This window comes from Kineosporia sp. NBRC 101677, assembly GCF_030269265.1.
GTDB lineage: Bacteria > Actinomycetota > Actinomycetes > Actinomycetales > Kineosporiaceae > Kineosporia > Kineosporia rhizophila.
Genome location: NZ_BSTA01000007.1, coordinates 351,872 through 372,905 on the forward strand (window position 1 = coordinate 351,872; position 21,034 = coordinate 372,905).

The following is a 21,034-nucleotide window of genomic DNA, read 5'->3' on the forward strand; positions in this document are numbered from 1 at the left end:
AGGACGTCGGTCAGCCCGAGGGCTGACCGACGTCCTTTGTTCTGTGGTTCAGCTCTGGGAGACCAGGAGGGGAACCTGGGTCTCGACGCTGGTGCGGGAGCCGTGCAGCCCCAGCAGGCGCAGCACCTGGGGGCGGGCGGTGCGCGAGTCGACCACCGCCACCTCGCCGGTGGCCGCCGTGACCACGTCGCCGATCCGGGGCAGCACGTGCGGCGCGACCGGGCCGAACCAGCCCTCGTCGACTGCCTGCGCCCGGGTGACCACGGTCATGTCGGAGCCCATCCGGGCCTGCCAGGCGGCGGCCACGTCGTCGGTCGCGCCCGCCTCGCAGTACAGCTGCAGCGAACGCGGTTCCCCGCCCAGATGCCGCACGCCGGTGAGCAGTTCGGGCTCGTGGGCGATGTCCAGGCGGTTCTCGAAGGGCACGTCGACCATGCCGTGGTCGGCGGTGACCACCAGCAGGCAGTCGGCCGGCAGGCCGGCGGCCAGGGCCTGGGCCCCGGCGTCGACCCGCTCCAGCTCGCCGGTCCAGTTCCAGGAGCGGCAGCCCTGCTCGTGGCCGATCTTGTCCAGGTCACCCCAGTAGAGGTAGATCAGCGCGCCCTTGGAACGGCGGGCGGTGTCGATCGCCACCTCGACCCGCTGGTCCAGCGACTGCGCGGCGACGAACCGGCCGCCCCGCTGCACCGCCTCGGTCAGGCCGGAACCGTCGAAGTAGCCCGGGCCGATCCGCACCACGTCCCGCCCGGACGCGACCACCTGCTCGAACACGGTGGGGGCGGGCTGCCACTGACGCGGGTCGACCTCCGGGTCCCACATCAGCTCGTTGAACACCTTGTCCCGGGCCGGGTCGAGCACGTCGAGCGCGACCAGGCCGTGGGCGCCCGGGGGCAGGCCGGTGCCGAGCATGCCCAGGCTGGTCGCCGTGGTGCTCGGGAAGCCCGAGCTGAGCCGGGTGGAGTAGGGGTTCTCGCGCAGGCGGCGCAGGAACGGCGCATGGCCCGAACTCGCCCGCAGCAATTCGTCGCCCAGGCCGTCGACCAGCATGACGACGACCGTGCGGGCCTTGGGCAGCGGGCCCTTCTTGCGGGCGATGGCCAGGGCGGCCGAGGGCAGGACGTCGGCGAGGGTGCGCATCAGTTGCGGGCGGTGGCGGCCGAGAGCGCCCGGGCGAAGGCGGCGGCCGCGCGGACCGCGGACTCCCCCTCGGCCTCGGCCGACAGGCGCACCGTGATGTCGTCGGACGCCAGCGTGCCGGTGTAGCCGTGGTCGGCCTCGCAGTCCGGGTCGGCGCAGGAGGCGGGCTCCAGGTCGACCCGGGTGAGCGAGCCCCAGCCGATGGTCAGGCTGAGCTCCCGCGGCACGGCGCCGCTGCGGTGCCGCTCGGGCGAGGTGACGGCGTGCGAGAGCACCACCGAGGTGACCTTGCTCAGCGGGACCGCCTCGGTGGAGGCCGAGGCGTAGGGCTCGGGGCTGAGCGCGTCCGGGTCGTGGTCGTCGGCGTGCGCCACCACCAGCCGGGTCGGGGTGAGCGAGAGCACGGTGACGTGCCGGCGTACCTCCACCCGGTCGAAGGTGGTCTCCTGCTGCACGAGGTACGACACCACCTCCTCGCCGGCGATCGCCACGTCGAGGGCGTCGCGCACCAGGGCCGGGTAGAAACCGGCCCGTTCGACGTCGGCCACGAGATCGTCGGGCAGGGCGTTGGTCTGGCTCACGGCGGCGTCCGTCCCGGGTCGTTCACGCATTGCCCCATCTTGTCACTCCGCCCCGGGCCGGGCGCAGACACGCCCGGTCGGCGCCGGATCAGCTGGGCAGCTCGCGGCGGACCGAGTCGGCCCGCTCGGCCGGCCGGGCGAGGCGGATCCCGGCGTCCAGCACGGCCAGCCCGGTCCCGGCGACGACCACCGGGTTCAGCTCCAGCTCGGCCACCTCGGGCAGTTCGTCGGCCAGCACGGCGAGCCGGCCGATCACGTCCTCCAGGGCGGGCACGTCGACCGGGGCGGCGCCCTTGTGCCCGAACAGCTTGGGCGCGGCCTTCACCGAGCGCACCAGGTCGGAGATGTCCACGTCGGTCAGCGGCGGGATCCGGTGGGCCACGTCACCCAGCAGGCCCACCGCGTCCCCGCCCAGCCCGAACGACACCACCGGGCCGAAGAGCGGGTCCTCCACCGTGCGCAGCACACAGGCCACGCCGGGTTCGGCCATCCGCTGGACCACCAGCTGATCGGCCTCCAGGGGGCCGAGCGTGGCGCGCATCTGGGCGTAGTCGGCCCGCAGTTCGTTCTCGTCCTCGATGTTCAGCCGCACTCCCCCGAGGTCGACCCGGTGCCGCAGGTGCGGCGCGGTGGTCTTCAGCACCACCGGATAGCCCATCGCCGCGGCCGCCTCGGCCGCCTCGGACGCGGTGCCGACGGGGGTACGCGGCCACAGCTCGATACCGAAGGCCGCCAGCAGACGGGCGGAGGCTTCGGGGCTCAGTGAGGTGCTCTCCTCGCCGGGGACGGCGGCCAGGGCCTCGGCGACCACGGCCCGCGCAGCAGCCAGGTCCACGCCAGGGGGGTCGACCCGCTCCCCCGGATCGCGACGCCGCCAGCGGGCGTACCACTCGGCCTTGGCCAGGGCCCGCACGGCTTCTTCGGGTGTGGGGTAGGACGGGATCAGCCGCGGGTTGGACAGGGCACGGTTCACGCCGTGCACCCCGACGAAACAGGCCACCACGGGGATGTCCGGAGACTGGGCCGACACCTCGGACAACGCCTGGGCCACCTCTGCGGCCTCGGTGGCGATGGGCGGGATGAACGCGGCGACCACCGCGTGCACCTGCTCGGCGGCGAACGCCTCGGTCAGCGCACCCCGGAACTGCGCGGCGTCGGCCTGCGGGTGCAGGGCGACCGGCTTGTGCACCACCACCAGCCCGGCCGCGACGCAGGCATCGGCGATCAGCGTGCTCAGCGCGTCGCTGTTGCCCACGATGGCCACGTTCGGCCCGGCCGGCAGCGGCTGGTGCATGACCACCTGGGCCACGTCGAGCATCTCGGCCACGGTCTGCACCCGGATGCACCCGGACTGCCGCAGCATGGCGTCGAACGCCTCCCGCGGCGCCGTGCTCGCTCGCACCGAATGACCGGGCGGCACACCGAAACTCGACAGGCCGGACTTCAGCACGATGACCGGCTTGGACCGGGCCAGGCGCCGGGCGATCCGGGAGAACTTGCGCGGGTTGCCGAAGCTCTCCAGGTACAGGCCCACCGCGTCGGTGTTGGCGTCCTCCTCCCAGTACTGCATGCAGTCGTTGCCGGAGACGTCGGCCCGGTTGCCCGCGGACAGGAAGGTGGACACCCCCAGCCCGCGCCGCTCGACCGCGTCCAGCACCGCCACCGCCAGCCCGCCGGACTGCGAGAACAGGCCCAGACGGCCGTCTTCGGGCAGGTCGGGGATCAGTGACATGTTCAGCCGGACGGCCTCACCGGCGTTGATCAGCCCCCACGAGTTCGGCCCGACCACCCGCATGCCGTGAGAGCGGGCGGTGCGCACCAGTTCCCGCTGCCGGGCCAGGCCCTCGTCGCCGGTCTCGGCGAAACCGGTGGAGACGACCACCATTCCGCGGACCCCGTGCTCGGCGCACTCGCGCACCACGTCGAGCACCCCCTCGGCCGGGATCGCGACCAGCACCAGGTCGATGTCGCCCTCGATGTCGGCCAGCCGGCGCACCGTGGGCCGGCCGAGCAACTCGTCGGCCTCGTGGTGCACGATGTGCAGCCGGCCGGTGAACCCGCCGGCGATCAGGTTGGCCAGCAGGCGGTGCCCCACGGTGTTGGTGCGCCGGCTGGCCCCGATCAGCGCCACCGAGGCCGGGTTGAGCACCCGTTCCATGCTGCGCGCCTCGGCCCGGTGCTCCCGCGCCTCCATCACCGCCCGGGAGCGCTCGGTCGGGTCGATGGTGAACCGGACCTCGATCACCCCGTCGTCGAAGCGGCTGGTGAGCTCGTAGCCGGCCTCCCGGAACACGGTCAGCATCTTGCGGTTGCGCGGCAGCACGTCGGCCACGAACCGGCGGATGCCGTTCTCCCGGGCGGCCGCGGCCAGGTGCTCCAGCAGCACCGAGCTGATCCCCCGGCCCTGGTGCGCGTCGCTGATGTTGAACGCCACCTCGGCCGCGTCGGAGCCCTGGTCGAGCCGGTCGAAACGGCCGACCCCGACGATGTCCTCGCCCAGCACCGCGATCAGCGCCACCCGGTCGCGGTGGTCGACGTTGGTGAAGTGGTGCAGGTCGCGGGGCGAGAGCCGGGGCATCGGCGCGAAGAAGCGCAGGTAGGTGGAGTCCGGCGACTGGTGCACGTGGAAGCGCTGGAGCGCGTCCGCGTCGTCGGCGGTGATCGGCCGCAGGTGTGCGGTGGCTCCGTCCCGCAGCACGACGTCCGCCTCCCAGTGCAGGGGGTAGTCCGGTCGTGCCGGCGGGTCGTTCGTCGACTGGCCCACGGCACCAGGCTACGCGGTGGTCCTTTTGCCCTGTGGCAGGCTCGCGCCATGGAATTCGAGCAGGTTGTCCGGGCCCGCCGGATGGTACGCAGCTACCGGCCCGACCGGCCGGTGTCCCGCGAGGTGCTGACCCGGTTGCTGGACCTGGCCGTGCGGGCTCCGAGCGCCGGCTTCAGCCAGGGCTGGGACTTCGTCGTGCTCAGCACCCCCGAGCAGGTGGGCCGGTTCTGGGCGGCCACCACCGAGCCCGACCGGGAACCCGACCGCTGGCTGCGCGGCATGCGCACCGCCCCCGCACTGATCCTGTGCCTGTCGGACCGGGACGCCTACCTGGACCGCTACGCCGAGCCGGACAAGGGCTGGACCGACCGCGACGAGGCCCGCTGGCCGGTGCCCTACTGGGACGTCGACACCGGCATGGCCTCGATGATCATCCTGCTCGCGGCGGTCGACGCCGGCCTGGCGGGCTGCTTCTTCGGGGTGCCGCCGACCCGGACCGGGACCGTGCGCGAGGCCTTCGCGATCCCGTCGGAGCGCCGCATCGTCGGGGTGATCAGCCTGGGCCACCCGCCGGAACCCGGCACCGACCATCGCTCCCCCTCCCTGCGCAGAGGCCGGAAACCGATTGAAGACGTCTGCCACGACGGTGTTTTCGGCTCACCTTTCGAGCGGGAGGGGTAGGCAACGGACAAGGGCCCGGTCACCGTGCCCGCCGCACCGCAGCGGGTGGTCTGCGGCGACTACTTCGGCGCCTTCGCCCTGGTCGACGTGGGGCTGGTGCCGGTGGGGGTGGGCGGCGGCGGGTACGAGTCCACCGGTGCGCGCTACGGCGACCGGCTCGCGGGCGTGCTGGTGACCGGTGACTACACCGAGCCGGACGTGGAGAAGATCGCCGCCGCCGAGCCCGACCTGATCCTGCGCACCAGCGAGGCGAACGCCGTGCTCGACGAGTACTGCACCCGCACCGCCGCGGTCCGACAGAAACACGCCGCCGTCCTGGCCGAGCACACCTTCTCCTTCGTGCAACTGGCCACCGACACCACGTTCTGGACGCTCGGGCCGGCCTGGACCGACACCACCGTGCTGCTCGACTGCGGGCTGCGCCTGGCCGAGCCCTCCGCCTCGCAGTCCGGGCCCACCCAGGAGTACTCGTTCGAGAAGATCGCGGTGCAGCAGGAGCGGGTGTTCCCGATCGTGTCCGGGGCCGCCTCGCTGGGCACCGGTCTGCAGCTGGCCGAACGCATCGACCAGGTGCTGGTCCGGCTGGCCGGCGCCTAGCAGAAACCCTTCAGCAGGCTGTCACTCGCTGTCAGAGGTGGCTGCCAGGTTCTGCGCGTGGTTCTGCCAGGAACGGTGGGCAGAGTTCTTCTCACGACAGCGAGACCGTCGCAGTCGCCGAAAGAATCACCGCGAGAAGGAGAACCACCATGGCGAAGATCCTGAAGGCCCGCACCCGCCGTCCCGCCGCCAAGGTCGAGGCCCTGCCGAAGCGCCGCAAGGAGCAGGAGCAGGCGCAGAACCCGCAGCCGAACCGGGCCGGCCGCGACTGAGCCGGACCGACCTGACGTCCGAGATGCCTCCACAACCACACCATGAGTGACATGCTCGACGCACAGGCCGGGGCCGGTGGTCACCTTCGGGTGATCACCGGCCCCGCCGGTCTGTCGGCGCCCCCACCTCCCGAAGAACCTGACGAAGAACCCGCCGGTCCGGCCCCTCTGGGGTGGTCGGCGGTCCTGCGCCGCTTCTGGCCCCTGACCCGGGGCCGGCGCACCGCCATGATCGGCGCCCTGCTCTGCTTCACCCTGGCCGTGGTGGCCGACGCGGTCGGCATCGAACTGCTCGCCACCCTGATCGACGGGGCGGTGGAAGACGCCGACCTGGGCCAGTTCTGGGGTCCGGCGGCGATCTGGGCCGCGGTGACCCTGGGCGCCGCTTCCCTGACCTATGTCGGCTCCATCCTCACGGCCGGCGCCGCAGAACGGGTTTCCCGCCGCGTGCGGGCCCAGACCCATGAACACCTGCTCACCGTGGCGCCGGAAGAACTCGACCGGCGTCACCTCGGCGATCTGCTCTCACGGGTGGTCGACGACACCGAAGACGTCGAGCACCTCACCGTGACCGGCCCGATCGAGGCGGCCGGGGCGGTGCTCGCGGTGGTCGTGTTCGGGGTGGCCGCCTGGCGCCAGAGCTGGCTGCTGGCCCTGGTGGTGCTGGCCGCCGCGCCGGTGGTCTGGCTGCTCAACCGCTGGCTGACCGGGCGCACCCACCGGATCTCGATGCGCACCCGGATCGCCCACGGCGCGCTCACCTCGGCCCTCGAACAGAGCATCAGCAACGCCGCCCTGGTGCAGGCCTACGACGCCCGGCCCGCCGAGCGCCGCCGGCTGGCCGCGGTCTCCGGCCGGCTGATGCGCGCCCGTCTGCGCCAGACCCGGCTGGCCGCCGTGCAGGGGCCGCTGACCGAACTGGTCGAGACGGCCGGGCTGCTGGCGGTGATCGGGATCGGCGTGATCGACATCGCCACCGGCGACCTGACCGTGGGCGGGCTGCTGGCGTTCACCGCCTACCTGACCTTCCTCTACCCACCGATCACCGCCCTCGGGCAGCTCGGCCTGACCGCGGCCGGCTGCGGCACCAGCGCCGCCCGGCTGGTCGAACTGCTCGACCTGCCACCGGGTATCGCCGAATCCGGTCAGAAGCCTCCGGTGGCCGAAGCCGGCGGTCCAGAGCGGGCTTCGCTGACCATCGAGGGCGTCACCGTGCACTCCCCCGGCCGGGCCGACCGGCTCACCGACGTGCACCTGAAGGTCCCGGCCGGCTCGCTGACGATGATCACCGGGCCGAGCGGTTCCGGGAAGTCCACCCTGGTGGACCTTCTGGTGCGGCTGCGCGACCCGGACGGCGGCCGGATCCTGCTCGACGACCGCGACCTGCGCGACTACCCGCTGGCCCAGCTGCGCCGGCTGATCACCCTGCTGCCGCAGGAGCCGTACATGTTCGACGAGTCGGTGCGGGAGAACATCGTCTACGGCCTGGCCCCGCAGGCCGACACCGGGGCGATCCGGCAGGCCGCCCAGGAGAGCGGGGCCGCGGAGTTCGTCGACCGCCTCCCGCAGGGCCTGGCCACCCGCGTGGGTCAACGGGGGCGGGCCCTGTCCGGCGGGCAGAGGCAGCGGATCTCGCTGGCCCGGGCGCTGTTGCGGGACAGTCCGGTGCTGGTGCTGGACGAGCCGACCACCGGGCTGGACCCGGAGGCCGCCGAACGGCTGATCCGCACCCTGCGGCGGCTCACCGGGCAGGGCCGGACGGTGCTGCTGGTCACCCACGACCGGGCGCTCACCCGCTACGCCGATCAGGTGGTGCAGGTGCGGGCGGGCCGGGTGGCCTATCCGGCGCAGGCCTCGACCCGGCCGCTTCCGGTGCTGCCCCGGGCGGGCCTCAGGCCCAGATGACCCCGGCGATCCAGACCGCGGCCGCGAGCAGCCCGCTGGCCAGCTCGATCAGCATGGAAAGGCCCACCGCGCGGACCGCGGCGAGAGTGGAGGACCAGGCCGGGGAATGGCTGCCCAGCCGGGTGAGCTCGGCCAGGTAGATACCGGCCACGAAGCCGATGGGCAGGCCGATCACCGGGATCAGGAAAAAGCCGATGACTCCGAGTAGCGCACCGAAGGCCAACGTGATCCATGGCACACCGCCCTCGCGTAGCCTCCGGCCCGGGAGTGCGTACTTCACCACCGTGCCCAGCAGCAGCACGGCCGCCGCGAGGCCGAACACCGTCCAGCCCGCGGCCGAGGACTCGGCGAAGGCCCAGAGCAGGATCCCGCCGGCCACCACCAGCAGCCCGGGCAGGACCGGCACGATCACCCCGGCCAGACCGACAACGATGAGCGCCGCGGCCAGGACGGTCACGGCGCTCATCGGCTAGGTCAGCGTGGGTGGATTCGGGGATTCAGTGATGGAAGCCGGGCCCGGGACTCAGCGCTCGCCCTCGGCGGCCGGCGTACCGGAGAGGCTCTGGGACTCGTCCTGGATGGAGGCGGAGACCGCGGTCAGGGCCTCCTTGTGCGCGTGACCGTGGTGGCCGCAGAACAGGAGCTCGCCCCCACCCGGCAGCGTGACCCGCATGTAGGCCCGGGCGCCGCAACGGTCGCAGCGGTCGGTCGCGGTCAGCGTTTCTGTAGCAATGGCAGCACCCACTGGTGACCTCCTTGAACATCCCGTCGTACGAGACGGACCCTGACGGGAATGGACATCGGTGACACTGAGAGAACAGTGAATCAGGCTTCGGGCTTCCCCGGGACTCCAGGCGGCCGCGTTCGCTGTCCGCGTAGTCACTGAAGAACCACTGGGCGCAGGCCCTCGATCACTCAGTGCTACACAGAGCGACCGTCCGGGCGCCCGGGAGAGACCCTCGGCACGCTGCGGATCCCGGCGCGTTGGGAACCACCTCTGTGGGCATCCGGGTAATCTGCCCGGAAGCGGCCCGAAACAACGCCCTCCCGGGCCCCCGCATGCCCAAGCTATATTCGAACGCGCGTTCGACCCCCGAACATCGACGAGCACCACCCGACAGCAAGGAGCCGCCCGTGGCCGTGCAACCCAGCGAGACGGCCCGGTCCCGCGCCGCCGGCGCGAAACGACCGGCTTCCGCGGGATCACGCTCCTCGGCTGGTTCCGACTACACCGCCCGCCACCTGTCGGTGCTGGAGGGCCTGGAGGCCGTCCGCAAGCGTCCCGGCATGTACATCGGCTCCACCGACTCCCGGGGCCTGATGCACTGCCTGTGGGAGATCATCGACAACGCGGTGGACGAGGCGCTGGCCGGGCACTGCCAGCACATCCGGGTGGTGCTGCACGCCGACGGCTCGGTCGAGGTGCACGACGACGGCCGGGGCATCCCGGTCGACGTCGAGCCGAAGACCGGCCTGACCGGCGTCGAGGTGGTCTTCACCAAACTGCACGCGGGCGGCAAGTTCGGCGGCGGCTCGTACAACGCCTCGGGCGGTCTGCACGGCGTCGGCGCCAGCGTGGTCAACGCCCTCTCCTCCCGGCTCGACGTCCAGGTCGAGCGGGGCGGGCAGATCCACGCGATGAGCTTCCGCCGCGGTGAGCCGGGCATCTTCGACGGGATGGACCCGGAGGCGGGCTTCACCCCCTTCGTCGACAACTCCGCCCTGCAGGTCGTGGGCAAGGTCAAGCGCGGGGTCACCGGTACCCGGGTGCGTTACTGGGCCGACCGGCAGATCTTCATCAAGGACGCCGCCTTCTCCTACGACGAGCTGGTCACCCGGGCCCGCCAGACCACCTACCTGGTACCGGGTCTGGAGATCGTGCTGCGCGACGAGCGCGGCCTGCCCGGCACCCCCGGCGCCGACGGCCCGGTCGAGGAGAAGTTCCTGCACGAGGGCGGGATCGGCGAGTTCGTCGAGTTCCTGTCCACCGACGCCGCGGTCACCGACGTCTGGCGGCTGGAGGGCACCGGGCACTTCAAGGAGAACGTGCCGGTCCTGGACAGCCGCGGCCAGATGGTGCACACCGAGGTCGAGCGCGAGTGCTTCGTCGACGTGGCGATGCGCTGGGGCACCGGCTACGACACCGAGCTGCGCTCGTTCGTGAACATCATCGCCACGCCCAAGGGCGGCACCCACGTGGCCGGCTACGAGCAGGCGATGCTGAAGACGCTGCGCGCGCAGATCGCCGACCCGGCGAACAAGCGCAAGCTCAAGTTCAACGAGAAGAACGACAAGATCGAGAAGGACGACGTGCTCGAGGGCCTGACCGCCGTCGTCACCGTCCGCCTGGCCGAGCCCCAGTTCGAGGGCCAGACCAAGGAGATCCTGGGCACCAACGCGGTGCGCGGCATCGTCTCGCGGGTGATCGAGCGCGAGCTCACGGCCAAGCTCACCTCGGCCGCCCGGGTCGAGAAGGCCCAGGCCGCACTGGTGCTGGAGAAGGTCGTCGGGGCGATGCGCACCCGGGTCACCGCCCGCCAGACCCGGGAGACCCAGCGCCGCAAGAACGCGCTGGAGACCTCGTCGCTGCCGACCAAGCTGAAAGACTGCCGCAGCGAGGACGTGGACCGCTCGGAACTGTTCATCGTCGAGGGTGACTCGGCCCTGGGCACCGCGAACTTCGCCCGCAACAGCGAGTTCCAGGCGCTGCTGCCGATCCGCGGCAAGATCCTCAACGTGCAGAAGGCGTCCATCGCCGACATGCTGAAGAACGCCGAGTGCGGGGCGATCATCCAGGTGATCGGGGCCGGCTCGGGCCGCACGTTCGAGCTGCCGGCGGCGCGCTACGGCAAGATCATCCTGATGACCGACGCCGACGTCGACGGCGCGCACATCCGCACCCTGCTGCTCACCTTGTTCTTCCGCTACATGCGCCCGCTGGTCGAGGCCGGCCGGGTGTACGCGGCGGTGCCGCCGCTGCACCGGGTCGAGGTGATCGGCTCCGGCCGGCAGAAGAACGAGATGGTCTACACCTACTCCGAGCAGGAGCTCCAGCGGCTGCTGGCCGACCTGCGCAAGCGCGGCCGCAGCTGGAAGGAGAACATCCAGCGGTACAAGGGTCTGGGTGAGATGGACGCCGACCAGCTGGCCGAGACCACGATGGACCCGCGCCGGCGCACGCTGCGCCGGGTCCGGATGCAGGACGCGGCGGCCGCCGAGCGGGTGTTCGACCTGCTGATGGGCAACGACGTGGCCCCGCGCAAGGACTTCATCGTGGAAGGCGCGGCCCAGATGGACCGCGACCGGATCGACGCCTAGATCTCACTGGACCCTGCGGTCACGGCCTGGTTCCGGACGGACCAGGCCGTGGTCGAAGGCCAGCACCACGGCCCCGGCCCGGTCGCGCAGGTCGAGCTTCGAGAAGATCCGCCCCACGTGGCTTTTCACCGTGCCCTCACCGAGCACGAACCGGGCGGCGATCTCGGCGTTGGTCAGCCCCTCCCCGATCAGCGTGAGCACCTCCCGCTCGCGTGGGGTCAGCACCTCCAGCGCCGGGCCGGCCTCCACGGCGGGTGCACCGTCCCGGTAGGCGTTCAGCACCCTTCCGGTCACGGCCGGATCGAGCCAGGCCCCGCCCTCGGCCACCGTTTTCACCGCCCGCTGCAGGTCGGTGGCCGGCACCCCCTTGAGCAGGAACCCGGCCGCGCCCGCGCGTAGCGCACCGGCGAGCACCTCGTCGTCTTCAAAAGTGGTCAGTACCAGCACTGGTGGGCCGTCCACGGCCCGCACCCGCCGGGTCGCCTCCACCCCACTCACGCCCGGCATCCGTACGTCCATGACCACGACGTCCGGCTGGTGTTCGCCGACCGCCGCAACCACCGACGTCCCATCGCCCAGTTCCGCCACGATCTCGAACCCGTATCTCGGGCGCAGGATTCCGCGCAGGCCGGCCCGGATCAGCTCCTGGTCGTCGACCAGAAGCACGCGAATGCTCACGTGGGCAGCACCGCCTCGACCCGCCAACCCGTCTCGTGCGGCCCGGCGGTCAGGTTCCCGCCCACTGCCTCAGCTCTTTCGCGCATGCTCACCAGTCCACTTCCGCTTCCAACGATGGACGTCGGGCGCGCCTCGGACTGTACGACCAGTCGGGTCTGTGCTCCAGTTGCGTTCACCGTGACCGTGACCGAGACCGGTGATCCGTGAGCGTGGCGCACGGCATTGGTCAGCGCCTCCTGCAGGATGCGGTAGACCGTCAGGCCGAGAGTCGCGTTCAGGGAACCGAACTCGCCCTCGACGTCGATCCGGCCACCGGCCCGACGGAAGGTCTCGATGAGCTCGGGGATCTCGGCCGCGCCCGGCAGCGGCTGCCGGCTGCTCGGCCCGGTCAGCAACCCCACCGCCGTGCGCACCTCGGCCAGCCCGGCCTGGGTGAGCCTCTCGGCCTCGGCCAGCGCCGCCTCGGCCTCGGCGGGCTCGTCGGCCAGGGCCAGCCGGGCGCTGCTGATGTGCAGGGTGGAGACGGTCAGGGCGTGGCCGATCACATCGTGCAGTTCACGGGCGATGCGGGCGCGTTCCTCGGCCGCGGCCCGGGTGGCCAGCTCGGCCTGGGCCCGGCGCAGCTCCTGGAGCAGGACCCGCTGCCGGGTGTCCTGCACGCAGGCGAAACCGGTGAACAGGGTGCCCGCCGTCCAGGAGGCCCAGCCGGTGTCGGGCTCGAACATCCACTGCGCCAGCATCGGCGCACAGATCACGACGGCGAAGGTCAGCGCCACCCGGTTCGGCAGGGCGTAGGCCGCCCAGGCGGCCAGGATGATCATCCCGAACCAGCTCAGCGTGGCCGAGCCACCGGCGCCGATCACGTGCAGCCCGGCATCGGCCAGCAACAGCCCGGCCAGCAGCAGCCGGCCACCGGCGCGGCGCCGGGCCAGTTCGGCGACCGTCAGGGCAATTGCGGCCAGCGCCGTCCAGCGGGCGATCTGCGGGGTCGGCCCGAACGGGAAAACGGTTCCGACCAGGGCGAACGCCGTAACCGCGATCGCCGCGGCCCACCTCGGGGAACGCTCGATCGCGGCTAGGGGCTGTCCTGTGGATCGGCGCCGTTGCGAGGAGGTGCCCGGTGACGGCCTGGGCGTGCCCGGTGGGCGCCCTCGTAGTGGTTCTACGTGGGCGCCCGCCGGGTGCGTCCAGGCTGCCCACCGGGTGCCCCGCAGTAGGCGACCGATTCGCAGGACAGGACCTAGGGGCACAGGAGTCAGTCTCACAGAGCGGTGCGGCGCACAGCCAGGAAGGTTGCGACGGCCGCCAGACCGGTCACCGCCAACAGGGTTCCGGTCTCGTTGCCCAGCCCCAGCCAGGGGCCCCGCATTGCCTCGGTGACCAGGGTCAGGGGCAGGACCTCGGCCACGGAGGCCAGGGCGTCGCTCATCACGGCCGGGGGCGGGCCTCCCCCACCGAGCAGGAACGACGGGAAGTAGAGCAGCAGCCCCACCGCCTGGGCGGCCCGGGCGCTCGGCAGGATCGTCCCGAGCAGCACGCCGAGCGCCACAAAGAACAGCGAGCCGGCGAACGCGGCCGCGAGCACCCTCAGGGGATTTTCGAGGCGGGGTATGCCGTAGATCGGGGCTGCCACGGCCAGGAGCACTACGGAGGCCACGGCGATGGCGACCAGCCCCACGGCGATCTCGGCCAGGGCGAACGACCAGCGGGGGAAGCCGGAGGCGGCCAGGCGGCGGAGTACACCGCGCTCGCGGTAGGAGGCGATGTGCACGGGGAGCATCACCAGCCCGGTGGCCCCGATCACCACGGTGACGTACGAGGCCACGTACCAGTGCGCCGGATTCACCGGGAAGCCCTCGTCCGGCTGGGTACCGAACGATCCGGCGATCACCAGCATGGTGACGATCGGGAAGGCCAGGACGAAGGTCAGGGTCATCGGCTCCCGGCCGAGCAGCCTCAGTTCGGAGACCAGCAGGCGACGGGTTGCGGACGGGTGCCGGCGGACCGCCTCGGCGGTACCGGCCGTGACGACGGTGGTCATTACGCGGCCTCGCTCTCGTGATCGCTGTCCAGAAGGGCGAGCAGGGCGGTCTCCAGGTCGGGGATCTCCACCCGCAGGTCGGCCGGGACGCCTTCGGGGCCGCCGCGGGCCAGCAGCCAGGCTCCGGTGTGGGCGATCACCGCCCGGCTGCCGGTCACCGCCAGTTCCTCACCTCGCCGCGAGACGTCCTGCACGCCCGGCAGACTGCTCAGCTCCTGAGCCGCCTGCGGGTCGGTGAGGCTGAACCGGACCGTGGCCCAGCCGCCGTGCCGGGCCACCAGGTCGGCCGGGGTGCCCTGGTCGAGCACCCGCCCGGCGCGCATCGCCACCACCCGGTCGCACAGCGCCTCGGCCTCGTCCAGCTCGTGGGTCACCAGCAGAACGGTCGTGCCTTCGCGCCGCAGCCGGGCCACGGCCGACCAGACCTCCCGCCGGGCGGCCGGATCCAGCCCCTGGGTGAGTTCGTCGAGGATCACCAGCCGGGGCCGGTTCAGCAGGGCCAGAACCAGGAACAGCCGCTGCCGCTCGCCCCCGCTCATCCCGCCGAACGCCGATCCGTGCCGATGGGCCAGGCCGAACCGCTCGAGGAGTTCGCCGGCGTCGGCGGCGTGCGGCCCGGAGAACAGCGCCACCGCCTCGCGGACCCTCATCCGGTCGGGCAGGGCCGAGTTCTGCAGCTGGCTGCCCACCTGCCGGCGCAGCCGGTCGGCGTCGCGGTGCGGGTCCAGCCCGAGCACCCGGATCGTGCCACGGTCGGGCCTGCGCAGTCCCTGCAGGCATTCGACGGTGGTGGTCTTGCCCGCCCCGTTGGCGCCGATCAGGCCCAGCACCTCACCGGCCCGGACCTGCAGATCCACCCCGTTCACCACGGTTCGCCCGGCGTAGGCCTTGTGCAGCCCCCGGACGCTCACCACGTGCTCCTCGTCGGTGTCCATGCCCACGACTGTGTCGCTCGGGCGGCCGCCGGACATCGCCCCCCGGGCACAACCCGGCCTCTGCCCGTGGGCAGAGCGCGGCACCTGACCTCACCCTTCAGGCTCAAGCCCCTCTGAGGGCCGACCGAAGTCCAAGCCATGAAGCGCCCGAGGTTGTCATCGACCGCTTCCTCCAGCCTCAGCCCGCGGGGGAAGACGTCACGCTCGCTGCACCGGCCGGACCCGACCGGTCTGCACCTGCCCACCCTGCCCACCCTGGCTGCGCTGCCGGTGTTGCCCCGGGCGCTCCCCCGGCGCAAGTCGCCCGCCACCAAACGCCGGATGCTGGCCGGCGCCGGGATCGCCCTGCTCCTGGCCGCCGCCGGCGCCGCCTACGTCTCGCGCGAGCGGCTCCGGGGCCTGCTGGGCAAGCGCAGCGCCGACAGCGGCTCCGAGCGCGGCCTGGACACGCTGACCGGGCTGCCCAACCGGGCCGAGGCGCAGTGGTGGCTCAACACCCGGCTGGCCCGGGCCCGCAACCGCAACCACCGGCTGGCCGTGATGATCCTGGACATCAACGGTTTCGCCGACCTGAACGAGATCCACGGCCGTGAGGTCGGCGACCACGTGCTGCAGGTGACCGCCGCGCGGATGCAGTCGCAGCTGCGCACCGGCGACATGGTCTGCAGGATCGCCAACGACACGTTCATGGTGATCATGGACGCGATCGGGCCGGACCACCTGATCGCCCGGATCGGCGAGCGCGTGGTGACCACGGTGAGCGAGCCGGTCAGCTTCCACGGCGAGCCGATCACCATCTCGGCCAGCGTCGGTTTCGCGATCTCGCAGGACAAGGACCGGACCCCGGAACTGCTGCTGGACCGCGCCGACCGGGCGCTGGTGCAGGCCAAGGCCTCCAACCGCAACGTGGTCCAGTTCTGAGTCCTGTTCTGAGTTCTGGACCGGGGCCGGGCCTAGCTCGTCCGGGCCGCCTTCTGCCGGGCCCGCAGGGCCGCCACGTTCATCCGGGTGCTGCAGCGGGTGGAGCAGAACCGGCGTGAGGAGTTGGCCGACGTGTCGATGAACGCGTTGCTGCAGCGGGTGGCCGCGCACCGGCCGATCTTGGTGGCGCCGTGGTCGGAGACCAGCATGGCCAGGCCGAAGAGCGCCTCGGCGCAGACCGTCTCGCTCACCGAGGCATCCACGTCGTACACGTGCAGGTGCCAGCTGCCCTCGTCGTGACCGGAGATCACCGGCCGGATCGGGTGCAGGGCCAGCAGGGCGTTGAGCCGGGCCACCACCGTGCCGCCGTCGCGGGCGGCCGAGGCGTCGGCCACCTCCGCCAGCCGGACCCGGAACTCCTGCAGCACCGGCACGTCCTCGGCGCGCACCGCCTCGACCATCCACTCCCGCGTCCCGAGGAAGGCCCGCAGATCGTCCGGCGTGTCGAGCGTGGCGTTCACCAGGTCCATGGCGCGTTGCGCGTAAGCGGCTGTATCCACTTGTGCAGCTTACCCCGTCCGGTCTAGCGTAATGAGCGTGAGCCGGTAGCGCTCATTACAGGGCGACTGAGGACTTGAGGACAGGGGACCGGTATGAGCGACTGGGAGAACTGGCAGCGTCAGTGGGACGCGCAGCAGGAGGCGTACCTGCCGGACCGGGAGCAGCGGTTCGCCGCCATGCTCGACACCGTCGAGGCCGTGATGCTGCCCAGCGAGAGCAGTGCGGATTCCGAGAGTCAGGTCGCGGGCCCGTCCGAACTGCTCACGCCGCGGGTGCTCGACCTGGCCGGCGGCACCGGCTCGATCAGCCGCCGTGTGCTGCAGCGCTTTCCGAAGGCCACCACCGTGGTGCTGGACATCGACGCGGCGCTGCTCGCGATCGCCCGGGGTTCCTTCGCCGACGACGCCCGGGTGACCGTGGCCGAGGTCGACCTGGGCACCGGGACCTGGCCCAGCACGCTGACTTCCACCCTGGGCTCGGCGCTCGACGCGGGCGGGTTCGACGCTGTGCTCACGGCCACCGCGCTGCACTGGCTGCCGGCCGAGCGGGTCCAGGGGGTGTACGCCGAGGCGCGCACGCTGTTGCGGCCGGGCGGGGTGCTGATCAATGCCGACTACATGATCGACCCGGGGCTCCCCTCGCTGACCGACGGCCTGGCCCAGGTGGAACGCCGCACCCGGTACGCCCGCTGGGAAGACGGCGTGCCGAGCTGGGAGGCCTGGTGGGACCTGCTGCGCGCCGACCCGGAGCTCTCCGGGCCGACCGCCGAGCGCGACGCGTTCTTCGCCCAGCGGCGCGGTGACGACCACACCGAGTCGCTGATGGATGTGACCTGGCACCAGGAAGCGTTGCTGAAGGCCGGTTTTGCCGAGACCGGGCTGGTCTGGCGGGGGCTTCTCGACGCGGCGGTCACCGGGCGCACCGCTCTCTGAACCAACAAACTGTCGACGTCCGTGAGCACCGATGGTGCTCACGGACGTCATGAGTTTGTGGGCTTCGAAAGATCAGACCCCGGGGAGGGTCTCGGTCTCCTCGGCACCTTCTTCGGGGTCGGTGGCCCCGAAAACCGGCCGGGGACCGCTGATCGCGACCACTGCCGCCTTGAGCGGGACGCCCGAGCCGTCGCGCCGCTGGTCGGGCGCGGGCAGGTCGACCGCTGCACCGGTGGCCCCGGCCGCGTGGGCGGGTGCCGGGCCGGCCCAGGCCAGCAGCAGCGAGTCCTCGCCCTTCACGAACCGGTGGCACCGCACCCCGCCGGTGGCGCGGCCCTTGGCCGGGTACTCCGCGAACGGGGTGAGCTTGGCGGCCCCGGTCTGGGTGCCCGGCAGCGCGGAACTGGAGCCGGAGATCGTCACCACGACGTTCCCCCACTCGCCGTCCTTCACGTTCAGGTCGACCGCCCCGAACCAGACCACCTTCGCCCCGGCGGCCAGGTTGATCCCGGCCATCCCGCCGGCCGCGCGGCCCTGCGGGCGGACCAGCTTGGCGCTGAAGCGCAGCAGCTGCGCCTCGGAGCTGATGAACACCAGGTCGGCCTCGTCGGTGGGCAGCTCGACCACGCCGACCACCTCGTCCCCCTCGCGCAGGCCGATGATCTCCCACTCGTCCTTGTTGGCCGGGTAGTCGATGGTGACCCGCTTGACCACTCCCCGGGCGGTGCCGAGCGCCAGCCCCGCGGTCTCGGTGGACAGCGAGGTCAGGCCGAGCAGCCGCTCCCCCTTGGCCAGGGTGACGAACTCGGTGGCCGGCGCGCCGCCCGAGAGCGTGGGAGCGTTCGAGGTGGGCGGCAGGGCGGGCATGTCGACCACCGGCACCCGGATCATCCGGCCGTGGCTGGTGATCGCCGCGACCTCGCCCCGGGTACTGGTGCGCACCGCCGAGACCAGCACGTCGTGGGCCTGGCGGTGACCGCCCTCGACCGGGGTGAGCGGCTCGACGTTGGTGGTGCGGGCGAGCAGGCCGGTGGAGGACAGCAGCACCCAGCAGGGCGAGTCGGCCACCTCCAGCGGGGTGGCGCTGGCCGACTTCACGGCCGCCCCCGAGCCCTCCAGCAGCACGGTGCGGCGCGGGGTGCCGTACGTCTTGGCCACCTGGGCGAGCTCGCCGGAGATCAGCTTCCGCAGCACCTTGTCGTCGGACAGGATGCCGGACAGCTCCTCGATGTCCCGCTCGAGCTCGCTCTTCTCCTTCTCCAGCTCGATCTTGGAGAACTTGGTGAGCCGGCGCAGCGGCATCTCGAGGATGTAGTCGGTCTGGGTCTGGGTCAGCTCGAAGGCCGCGACCAGGCGCTCGCGGGCCATCGCGGTGTCGTCGCTGGAGCGGATGATCCGGATCACCTCGTCGATGTCGACGATGGCGACCAGCAGACCGTCGACCAGGTGCAGCCGGTCCTGCCGCTTGGCCCGCCGGAACGTGGTGCGCCGGCGCACCACGTCGATCCGGTGGTTGACGTAGACGCTGAGCAGCTCCCGCAGGCCCAGGGTGCGGGGCTGGCCGTCGACCAGCGCCACGTTGTTGATGCCGAACGACTCCTCCAGCGGGGTGAGCCGGTAGAGGTGCTCGAGCACCGCCTCGGGGTTGAACCCGGTCTTGATCTCGATCACCAGGCGCAGGCCCTGGGTGCGGTCGGACAGGTCGACCACGTCGGAGATGCCCTGCAGCTTCTTGGCCTGCACGAGCTCCTTGATCTTGCCGATCACCTTCTCCGGCCCGACCAGGTAGGGCAGCTCGGTGACCACGACGCCCTGCTTGCGGGCGGTGACGTTCTCGATCGAGACGGTGGCCCGGGTGCGGAAGCTGCCGCGGCCGGAGGCGTAGGCGTCCCGGATGCCGTCCAGGCCGATGATCCGGCCCCCGGTGGGCAGGTCCGGCCCGGGGATGAACCGCATCAGGTCTTCCAGCGTGGCGTTCGGGTGGGTCAGCAGGTGGCGGGCCGCCGCCACCACCTCGACCAGGTTGTGCGGGGCCATGTTGGTGGCCATCCCGACCGCGATCCCGCTGGCCCCGTTGACCAGCAGGTTGGGGAACGCCGCGGGCAGCACCTCGGGCTGGGTGAGGCTGTTGTCGTAGTTCGGGACGAAGTCGACCGTGTCCTCGTCCAGGCCGTTGGTCAGCTCGGTGGTCAGCGGGGCGGGCCGGGCCTCGGTGTACCGGGCGGCCGCCGGGCCGTCGTCCAGCGAGCCGAAGTTGCCGTGCCCGTCGACCAGGGGCGCGCGCATGGTGAAGCCCTGGGCGAGCCGGACCAGCGCGTCGTAGATCGCGGTGTCACCGTGCGGGTGCAGCTTGCCCATCACGTCGCCGACCACCCGCGACGACTTCACGTGCGGGCGCTCGGGGCGCAGGCCCATGTCCTGCATGGTGTACACGATGCGCCGCTGCACCGGCTTGAGCCCGTCCCTGGCGTCGGGCAGGGCGCGCGAGTAGATGACGGAGTAGGCGTACTCGAGGAACGCCCCCTGCATCTCCTGCTCGACGTCGATGTCGACGATCCGCTCGGTGAAGTCCTCAGGCGGCGGGGGTGTGGAAGAACGACGGGCCATGCCCGCATTGTCCACCGTCCGGACACCTGTTCGTACCACGGGCACGCTGAGGAGGTGAGAATTACTCTCCGCCGGAGCGCAGGAACGCCAGGAAGCGGGCCACCGCGGGGCTCAGCCGGCCGTGCGCCGGCCAGGCGATCCCGACCTGACGCTCGGCCCCCGGGTTGCTGAGCGGCAGGTGCACCACGCCCAGGACCTCGCTGCTGCTGGAAGCGGTGACCGGCCCGGCCGGGATGCCGGGGGCGGGTACCACGGCCACCCCCAGCCCGGCCGCGACCAGGGCCCGGGCGGTCGCCACCTCACCGGTCTGCACCGCCACGGCCGGGGTGAAACCGGCCTCCCGGCAGAGCTGTTCGGTGAGCAGCCGGACCTCGGCCCGGGGCCAGAAGGTGATGAACTGCTCGTGCGCCACCTGGGCCAGGTCGACCGGGCCGCCGCCGGCCAGCGGGTGCCCGGCGGGCACGGCCAGGCACAGCTGCTGGGTCTGGATCTGTGCCCAGCCCACGTCCTTCCAGTCCGGATCGGTCCCCGGACGCATCCGCCCGGTCAGAGCCAGATCGACCCGCCCCTCGCGGATCCACTCCCGGAAGTCGGTCGAATGCCCTTCCTGAAGCACGAATCTCACCTCGGGCGCACTGCGGCGGTAGCGAGTGAGCAGGGCCGGGACCACCGACTCGCCCAGCGTGCTGAGGAATCCGAGCCGGATCAGGCCGCGCTCGGGGTGATTCAGCTCGGCGATCCGCTCCCGGGCGGTGTCGATCTCCTGCACCACCCGCTGCGCGTGCGCCACCGCGAGCTCTCCACTGCGGTTCAGCCGTAACCGGCCCCCGGCGCGGTCGAAGAGCGGCGCACCGAAGTCGGCCTCCAGCCGGGCCAGGGCCCGGGACACGGTGGGCTGGGGCACGCCGAGCTGGGCGGCGGTCTGCGACACATTCTCGGTCTCCGCCAGAAGGGTCAGCCAGCGCAGGTCCCGGTCGTCCATCGCTGGACTATACGTTGAGCGCATCGCTTCGCGCCGGTATATGCATTTCACAGATGGGGCGGGTTCGGCGCAGCATGGGGGTCCGCATCGCTCAACGAGGATCGACCCTTGTCACCGGCACC

19 protein-coding genes are annotated in these 21,034 nt (G+C 71.9%); 7 read left to right on the forward strand and 12 right to left on the reverse strand.

Annotated elements, in window-relative coordinates; all coding sequences use genetic code 11:
* Positions 1–48 precede the first annotated feature (48 nt).
* The 3 genes from QSK18_RS22350 to QSK18_RS22360 are packed head-to-tail and all read right to left on the reverse strand — an operon-like array spanning position 49 to position 4,482.
* Positions 49–1,137 carry an alkaline phosphatase family protein gene (locus QSK18_RS22350; protein ID WP_232811938.1) on the reverse strand — a complete coding sequence of 363 codons (1,089 nt, stop codon included), beginning with the start codon at positions 1,135–1,137 and terminating at the stop codon, positions 49–51.
* Positions 1,137–1,748: a DUF5998 family protein gene (locus tag QSK18_RS22355; RefSeq protein WP_232811937.1), complete on the reverse strand. Its 612-nt coding sequence runs from the start codon at positions 1,746–1,748 to the stop codon at positions 1,137–1,139. Before QSK18_RS22355 ends, QSK18_RS22350 begins: the two co-directional genes overlap by 1 nt.
* Before the next feature lie 58 nt (positions 1,749–1,806).
* Positions 1,807–4,482 (reverse strand): bifunctional acetate--CoA ligase family protein/GNAT family N-acetyltransferase, encoded by a 2,676-nt coding sequence (locus QSK18_RS22360; protein ID WP_232811936.1) that lies wholly within the window; start codon positions 4,480–4,482, stop codon positions 1,807–1,809.
* 48 nt (positions 4,483–4,530) lie between these two features.
* Here QSK18_RS22360 and QSK18_RS22365 point away from each other — a divergent pair, with 48 nt between their 5' ends.
* The 4 genes from QSK18_RS22365 (at position 4,531) to QSK18_RS22380 (ending at position 7,937) form a co-directional block, all read left to right on the forward strand.
* Positions 4,531–5,163, forward strand: a complete 633-nt coding sequence (locus tag QSK18_RS22365; protein ID WP_285622766.1) for a nitroreductase family protein — start codon at positions 4,531–4,533, stop codon at positions 5,161–5,163.
* A gap of 24 nt (positions 5,164–5,187) precedes the next feature.
* The gene (locus QSK18_RS22370) at positions 5,188–5,760 is read left to right on the forward strand and encodes a TroA family protein (RefSeq protein WP_285622769.1); all 573 of its coding nucleotides are present in this window, start codon (positions 5,188–5,190) and stop codon (positions 5,758–5,760) included.
* A gap of 149 nt (positions 5,761–5,909) precedes the next feature.
* A complete protein-coding gene (locus QSK18_RS22375; protein ID WP_285622772.1) occupies positions 5,910–6,032 on the forward strand; it encodes a hypothetical protein in 123 nt (40 codons plus the stop codon).
* 51 nt (positions 6,033–6,083) lie between these two features.
* Positions 6,084–7,937 carry an ABC transporter ATP-binding protein gene (locus tag QSK18_RS22380; RefSeq protein ID WP_285622775.1) on the forward strand — a complete coding sequence of 618 codons (1,854 nt, stop codon included), beginning with the start codon at positions 6,084–6,086 and terminating at the stop codon, positions 7,935–7,937.
* Here QSK18_RS22380 and QSK18_RS22385 read toward each other — a convergent pair.
* Both QSK18_RS22385 and QSK18_RS22390 read right to left on the reverse strand, forming a co-directional pair.
* Positions 7,924–8,403 carry a DUF456 domain-containing protein gene (locus tag QSK18_RS22385; protein ID WP_232811932.1) on the reverse strand — a complete coding sequence of 160 codons (480 nt, stop codon included), beginning with the start codon at positions 8,401–8,403 and terminating at the stop codon, positions 7,924–7,926. The genes QSK18_RS22380 and QSK18_RS22385 overlap by 14 nt on opposite strands.
* Positions 8,404–8,460: 57 nt before the next feature.
* Positions 8,461–8,682 (reverse strand): DUF7455 domain-containing protein, encoded by a 222-nt coding sequence (locus QSK18_RS22390; RefSeq protein ID WP_285622779.1) that lies wholly within the window; start codon positions 8,680–8,682, stop codon positions 8,461–8,463.
* 503 nt (positions 8,683–9,185) lie between these two features.
* Here QSK18_RS22390 and QSK18_RS22395 point away from each other — a divergent pair.
* Positions 9,186–11,255 (forward strand): DNA gyrase/topoisomerase IV subunit B, encoded by a 2,070-nt coding sequence (locus QSK18_RS22395; RefSeq protein ID WP_502894242.1) that lies wholly within the window; start codon positions 9,186–9,188, stop codon positions 11,253–11,255.
* A 3-nt stretch (positions 11,256–11,258) separates the two neighbouring features.
* On the opposite strand, the gene QSK18_RS22400 is transcribed toward QSK18_RS22395, so the two are convergent.
* The 4 genes from QSK18_RS22400 to QSK18_RS22415 are packed head-to-tail and all read right to left on the reverse strand — an operon-like array spanning position 11,259 to position 14,909.
* A complete protein-coding gene (locus tag QSK18_RS22400; RefSeq protein WP_285622794.1) occupies positions 11,259–11,933 on the reverse strand; it encodes a response regulator transcription factor in 675 nt (224 codons plus the stop codon).
* Positions 11,930–13,183, reverse strand: a complete 1,254-nt coding sequence (locus tag QSK18_RS22405) for a sensor histidine kinase (RefSeq protein WP_285622797.1) — start codon at positions 13,181–13,183, stop codon at positions 11,930–11,932. The genes QSK18_RS22400 and QSK18_RS22405 overlap by 4 nt, the downstream gene beginning before the upstream one ends.
* An 11-nt stretch (positions 13,184–13,194) precedes the next feature.
* Positions 13,195–13,974 carry an ABC transporter permease gene (locus tag QSK18_RS22410; RefSeq protein ID WP_285622802.1) on the reverse strand — a complete coding sequence of 260 codons (780 nt, stop codon included), beginning with the start codon at positions 13,972–13,974 and terminating at the stop codon, positions 13,195–13,197.
* Positions 13,974–14,909, reverse strand: a complete 936-nt coding sequence (locus QSK18_RS22415) for an ABC transporter ATP-binding protein (protein ID WP_232811926.1) — start codon at positions 14,907–14,909, stop codon at positions 13,974–13,976. The genes QSK18_RS22410 and QSK18_RS22415 overlap by 1 nt, the downstream gene beginning before the upstream one ends.
* Before the next feature lie 138 nt (positions 14,910–15,047).
* Between QSK18_RS22415 and QSK18_RS22420 the strand changes: the two genes are divergently transcribed.
* A complete protein-coding gene (locus QSK18_RS22420) occupies positions 15,048–15,830 on the forward strand; it encodes a GGDEF domain-containing protein (protein WP_285622804.1) in 783 nt (260 codons plus the stop codon).
* 32 nt (positions 15,831–15,862) lie between these two features.
* On the opposite strand, the gene QSK18_RS22425 is transcribed toward QSK18_RS22420, so the two are convergent.
* Complete coding sequence (locus QSK18_RS22425) at positions 15,863–16,390, reverse strand: CGNR zinc finger domain-containing protein (RefSeq protein ID WP_285622806.1); 528 nt, start codon at positions 16,388–16,390, stop codon at positions 15,863–15,865.
* 93 nt (positions 16,391–16,483) lie between these two features.
* On the opposite strand from QSK18_RS22425, the gene QSK18_RS22430 reads away from it, so the two are divergent.
* On the forward strand, positions 16,484–17,323 hold the full coding sequence (locus QSK18_RS22430) for a class I SAM-dependent methyltransferase (protein ID WP_285622819.1): 840 nt from the start codon (positions 16,484–16,486) through the stop codon (positions 17,321–17,323).
* A gap of 72 nt (positions 17,324–17,395) precedes the next feature.
* Here the strand turns inward: QSK18_RS22430 and QSK18_RS22435 are convergent, their stop codons facing one another.
* Both QSK18_RS22435 and QSK18_RS22440 read right to left on the reverse strand, forming a co-directional pair.
* Positions 17,396–19,930, reverse strand: coding sequence for a DNA gyrase/topoisomerase IV subunit A (locus QSK18_RS22435; RefSeq protein ID WP_285622827.1), 2,535 nt, complete (start codon positions 19,928–19,930; stop codon positions 17,396–17,398).
* 61 nt (positions 19,931–19,991) lie between these two features.
* Positions 19,992–20,912, reverse strand: coding sequence for a LysR family transcriptional regulator (locus QSK18_RS22440; protein WP_232811921.1), 921 nt, complete (start codon positions 20,910–20,912; stop codon positions 19,992–19,994).
* Positions 20,913–21,034: the final 122 nt, after the last annotated feature.

What these genes read in the sequence shown, in the direction of transcription:
- QSK18_RS22430 (WP_285622819.1), top strand. Translation starts at nt 16,484, where the DNA reads ATGAGCGACTGGGAGAACTGGCAGCGTCAGTGGGACGCGCAGCAGGAG.
- QSK18_RS22435 (WP_285622827.1), bottom strand. Translation starts at nt 19,930, where the DNA reads ATGGCCCGTCGTTCTTCCACACCCCCGCCGCCTGAGGACTTCACCGAG.
- QSK18_RS22385 (WP_232811932.1), bottom strand. Translation starts at nt 8,403, where the DNA reads ATGAGCGCCGTGACCGTCCTGGCCGCGGCGCTCATCGTTGTCGGTCTG.
- QSK18_RS22420 (WP_285622804.1), top strand. Translation starts at nt 15,048, where the DNA reads ATGAAGCGCCCGAGGTTGTCATCGACCGCTTCCTCCAGCCTCAGCCCG.
- QSK18_RS22410 (WP_285622802.1), bottom strand. Translation starts at nt 13,974, where the DNA reads ATGACCACCGTCGTCACGGCCGGTACCGCCGAGGCGGTCCGCCGGCAC.
- QSK18_RS22350 (WP_232811938.1), bottom strand. Translation starts at nt 1,137, where the DNA reads ATGCGCACCCTCGCCGACGTCCTGCCCTCGGCCGCCCTGGCCATCGCC.
- QSK18_RS22415 (WP_232811926.1), bottom strand. Translation starts at nt 14,909, where the DNA reads ATGGACACCGACGAGGAGCACGTGGTGAGCGTCCGGGGGCTGCACAAG.
- QSK18_RS22440 (WP_232811921.1), bottom strand. Translation starts at nt 20,912, where the DNA reads ATGGACGACCGGGACCTGCGCTGGCTGACCCTTCTGGCGGAGACCGAG.
- QSK18_RS22375 (WP_285622772.1), top strand. Translation starts at nt 5,910, where the DNA reads ATGGCGAAGATCCTGAAGGCCCGCACCCGCCGTCCCGCCGCCAAGGTC.
- QSK18_RS22355 (WP_232811937.1), bottom strand. Translation starts at nt 1,748, where the DNA reads ATGCGTGAACGACCCGGGACGGACGCCGCCGTGAGCCAGACCAACGCC.
- QSK18_RS22380 (WP_285622775.1), top strand. Translation starts at nt 6,084, where the DNA reads ATGCTCGACGCACAGGCCGGGGCCGGTGGTCACCTTCGGGTGATCACC.
- QSK18_RS22365 (WP_285622766.1), top strand. Translation starts at nt 4,531, where the DNA reads ATGGAATTCGAGCAGGTTGTCCGGGCCCGCCGGATGGTACGCAGCTAC.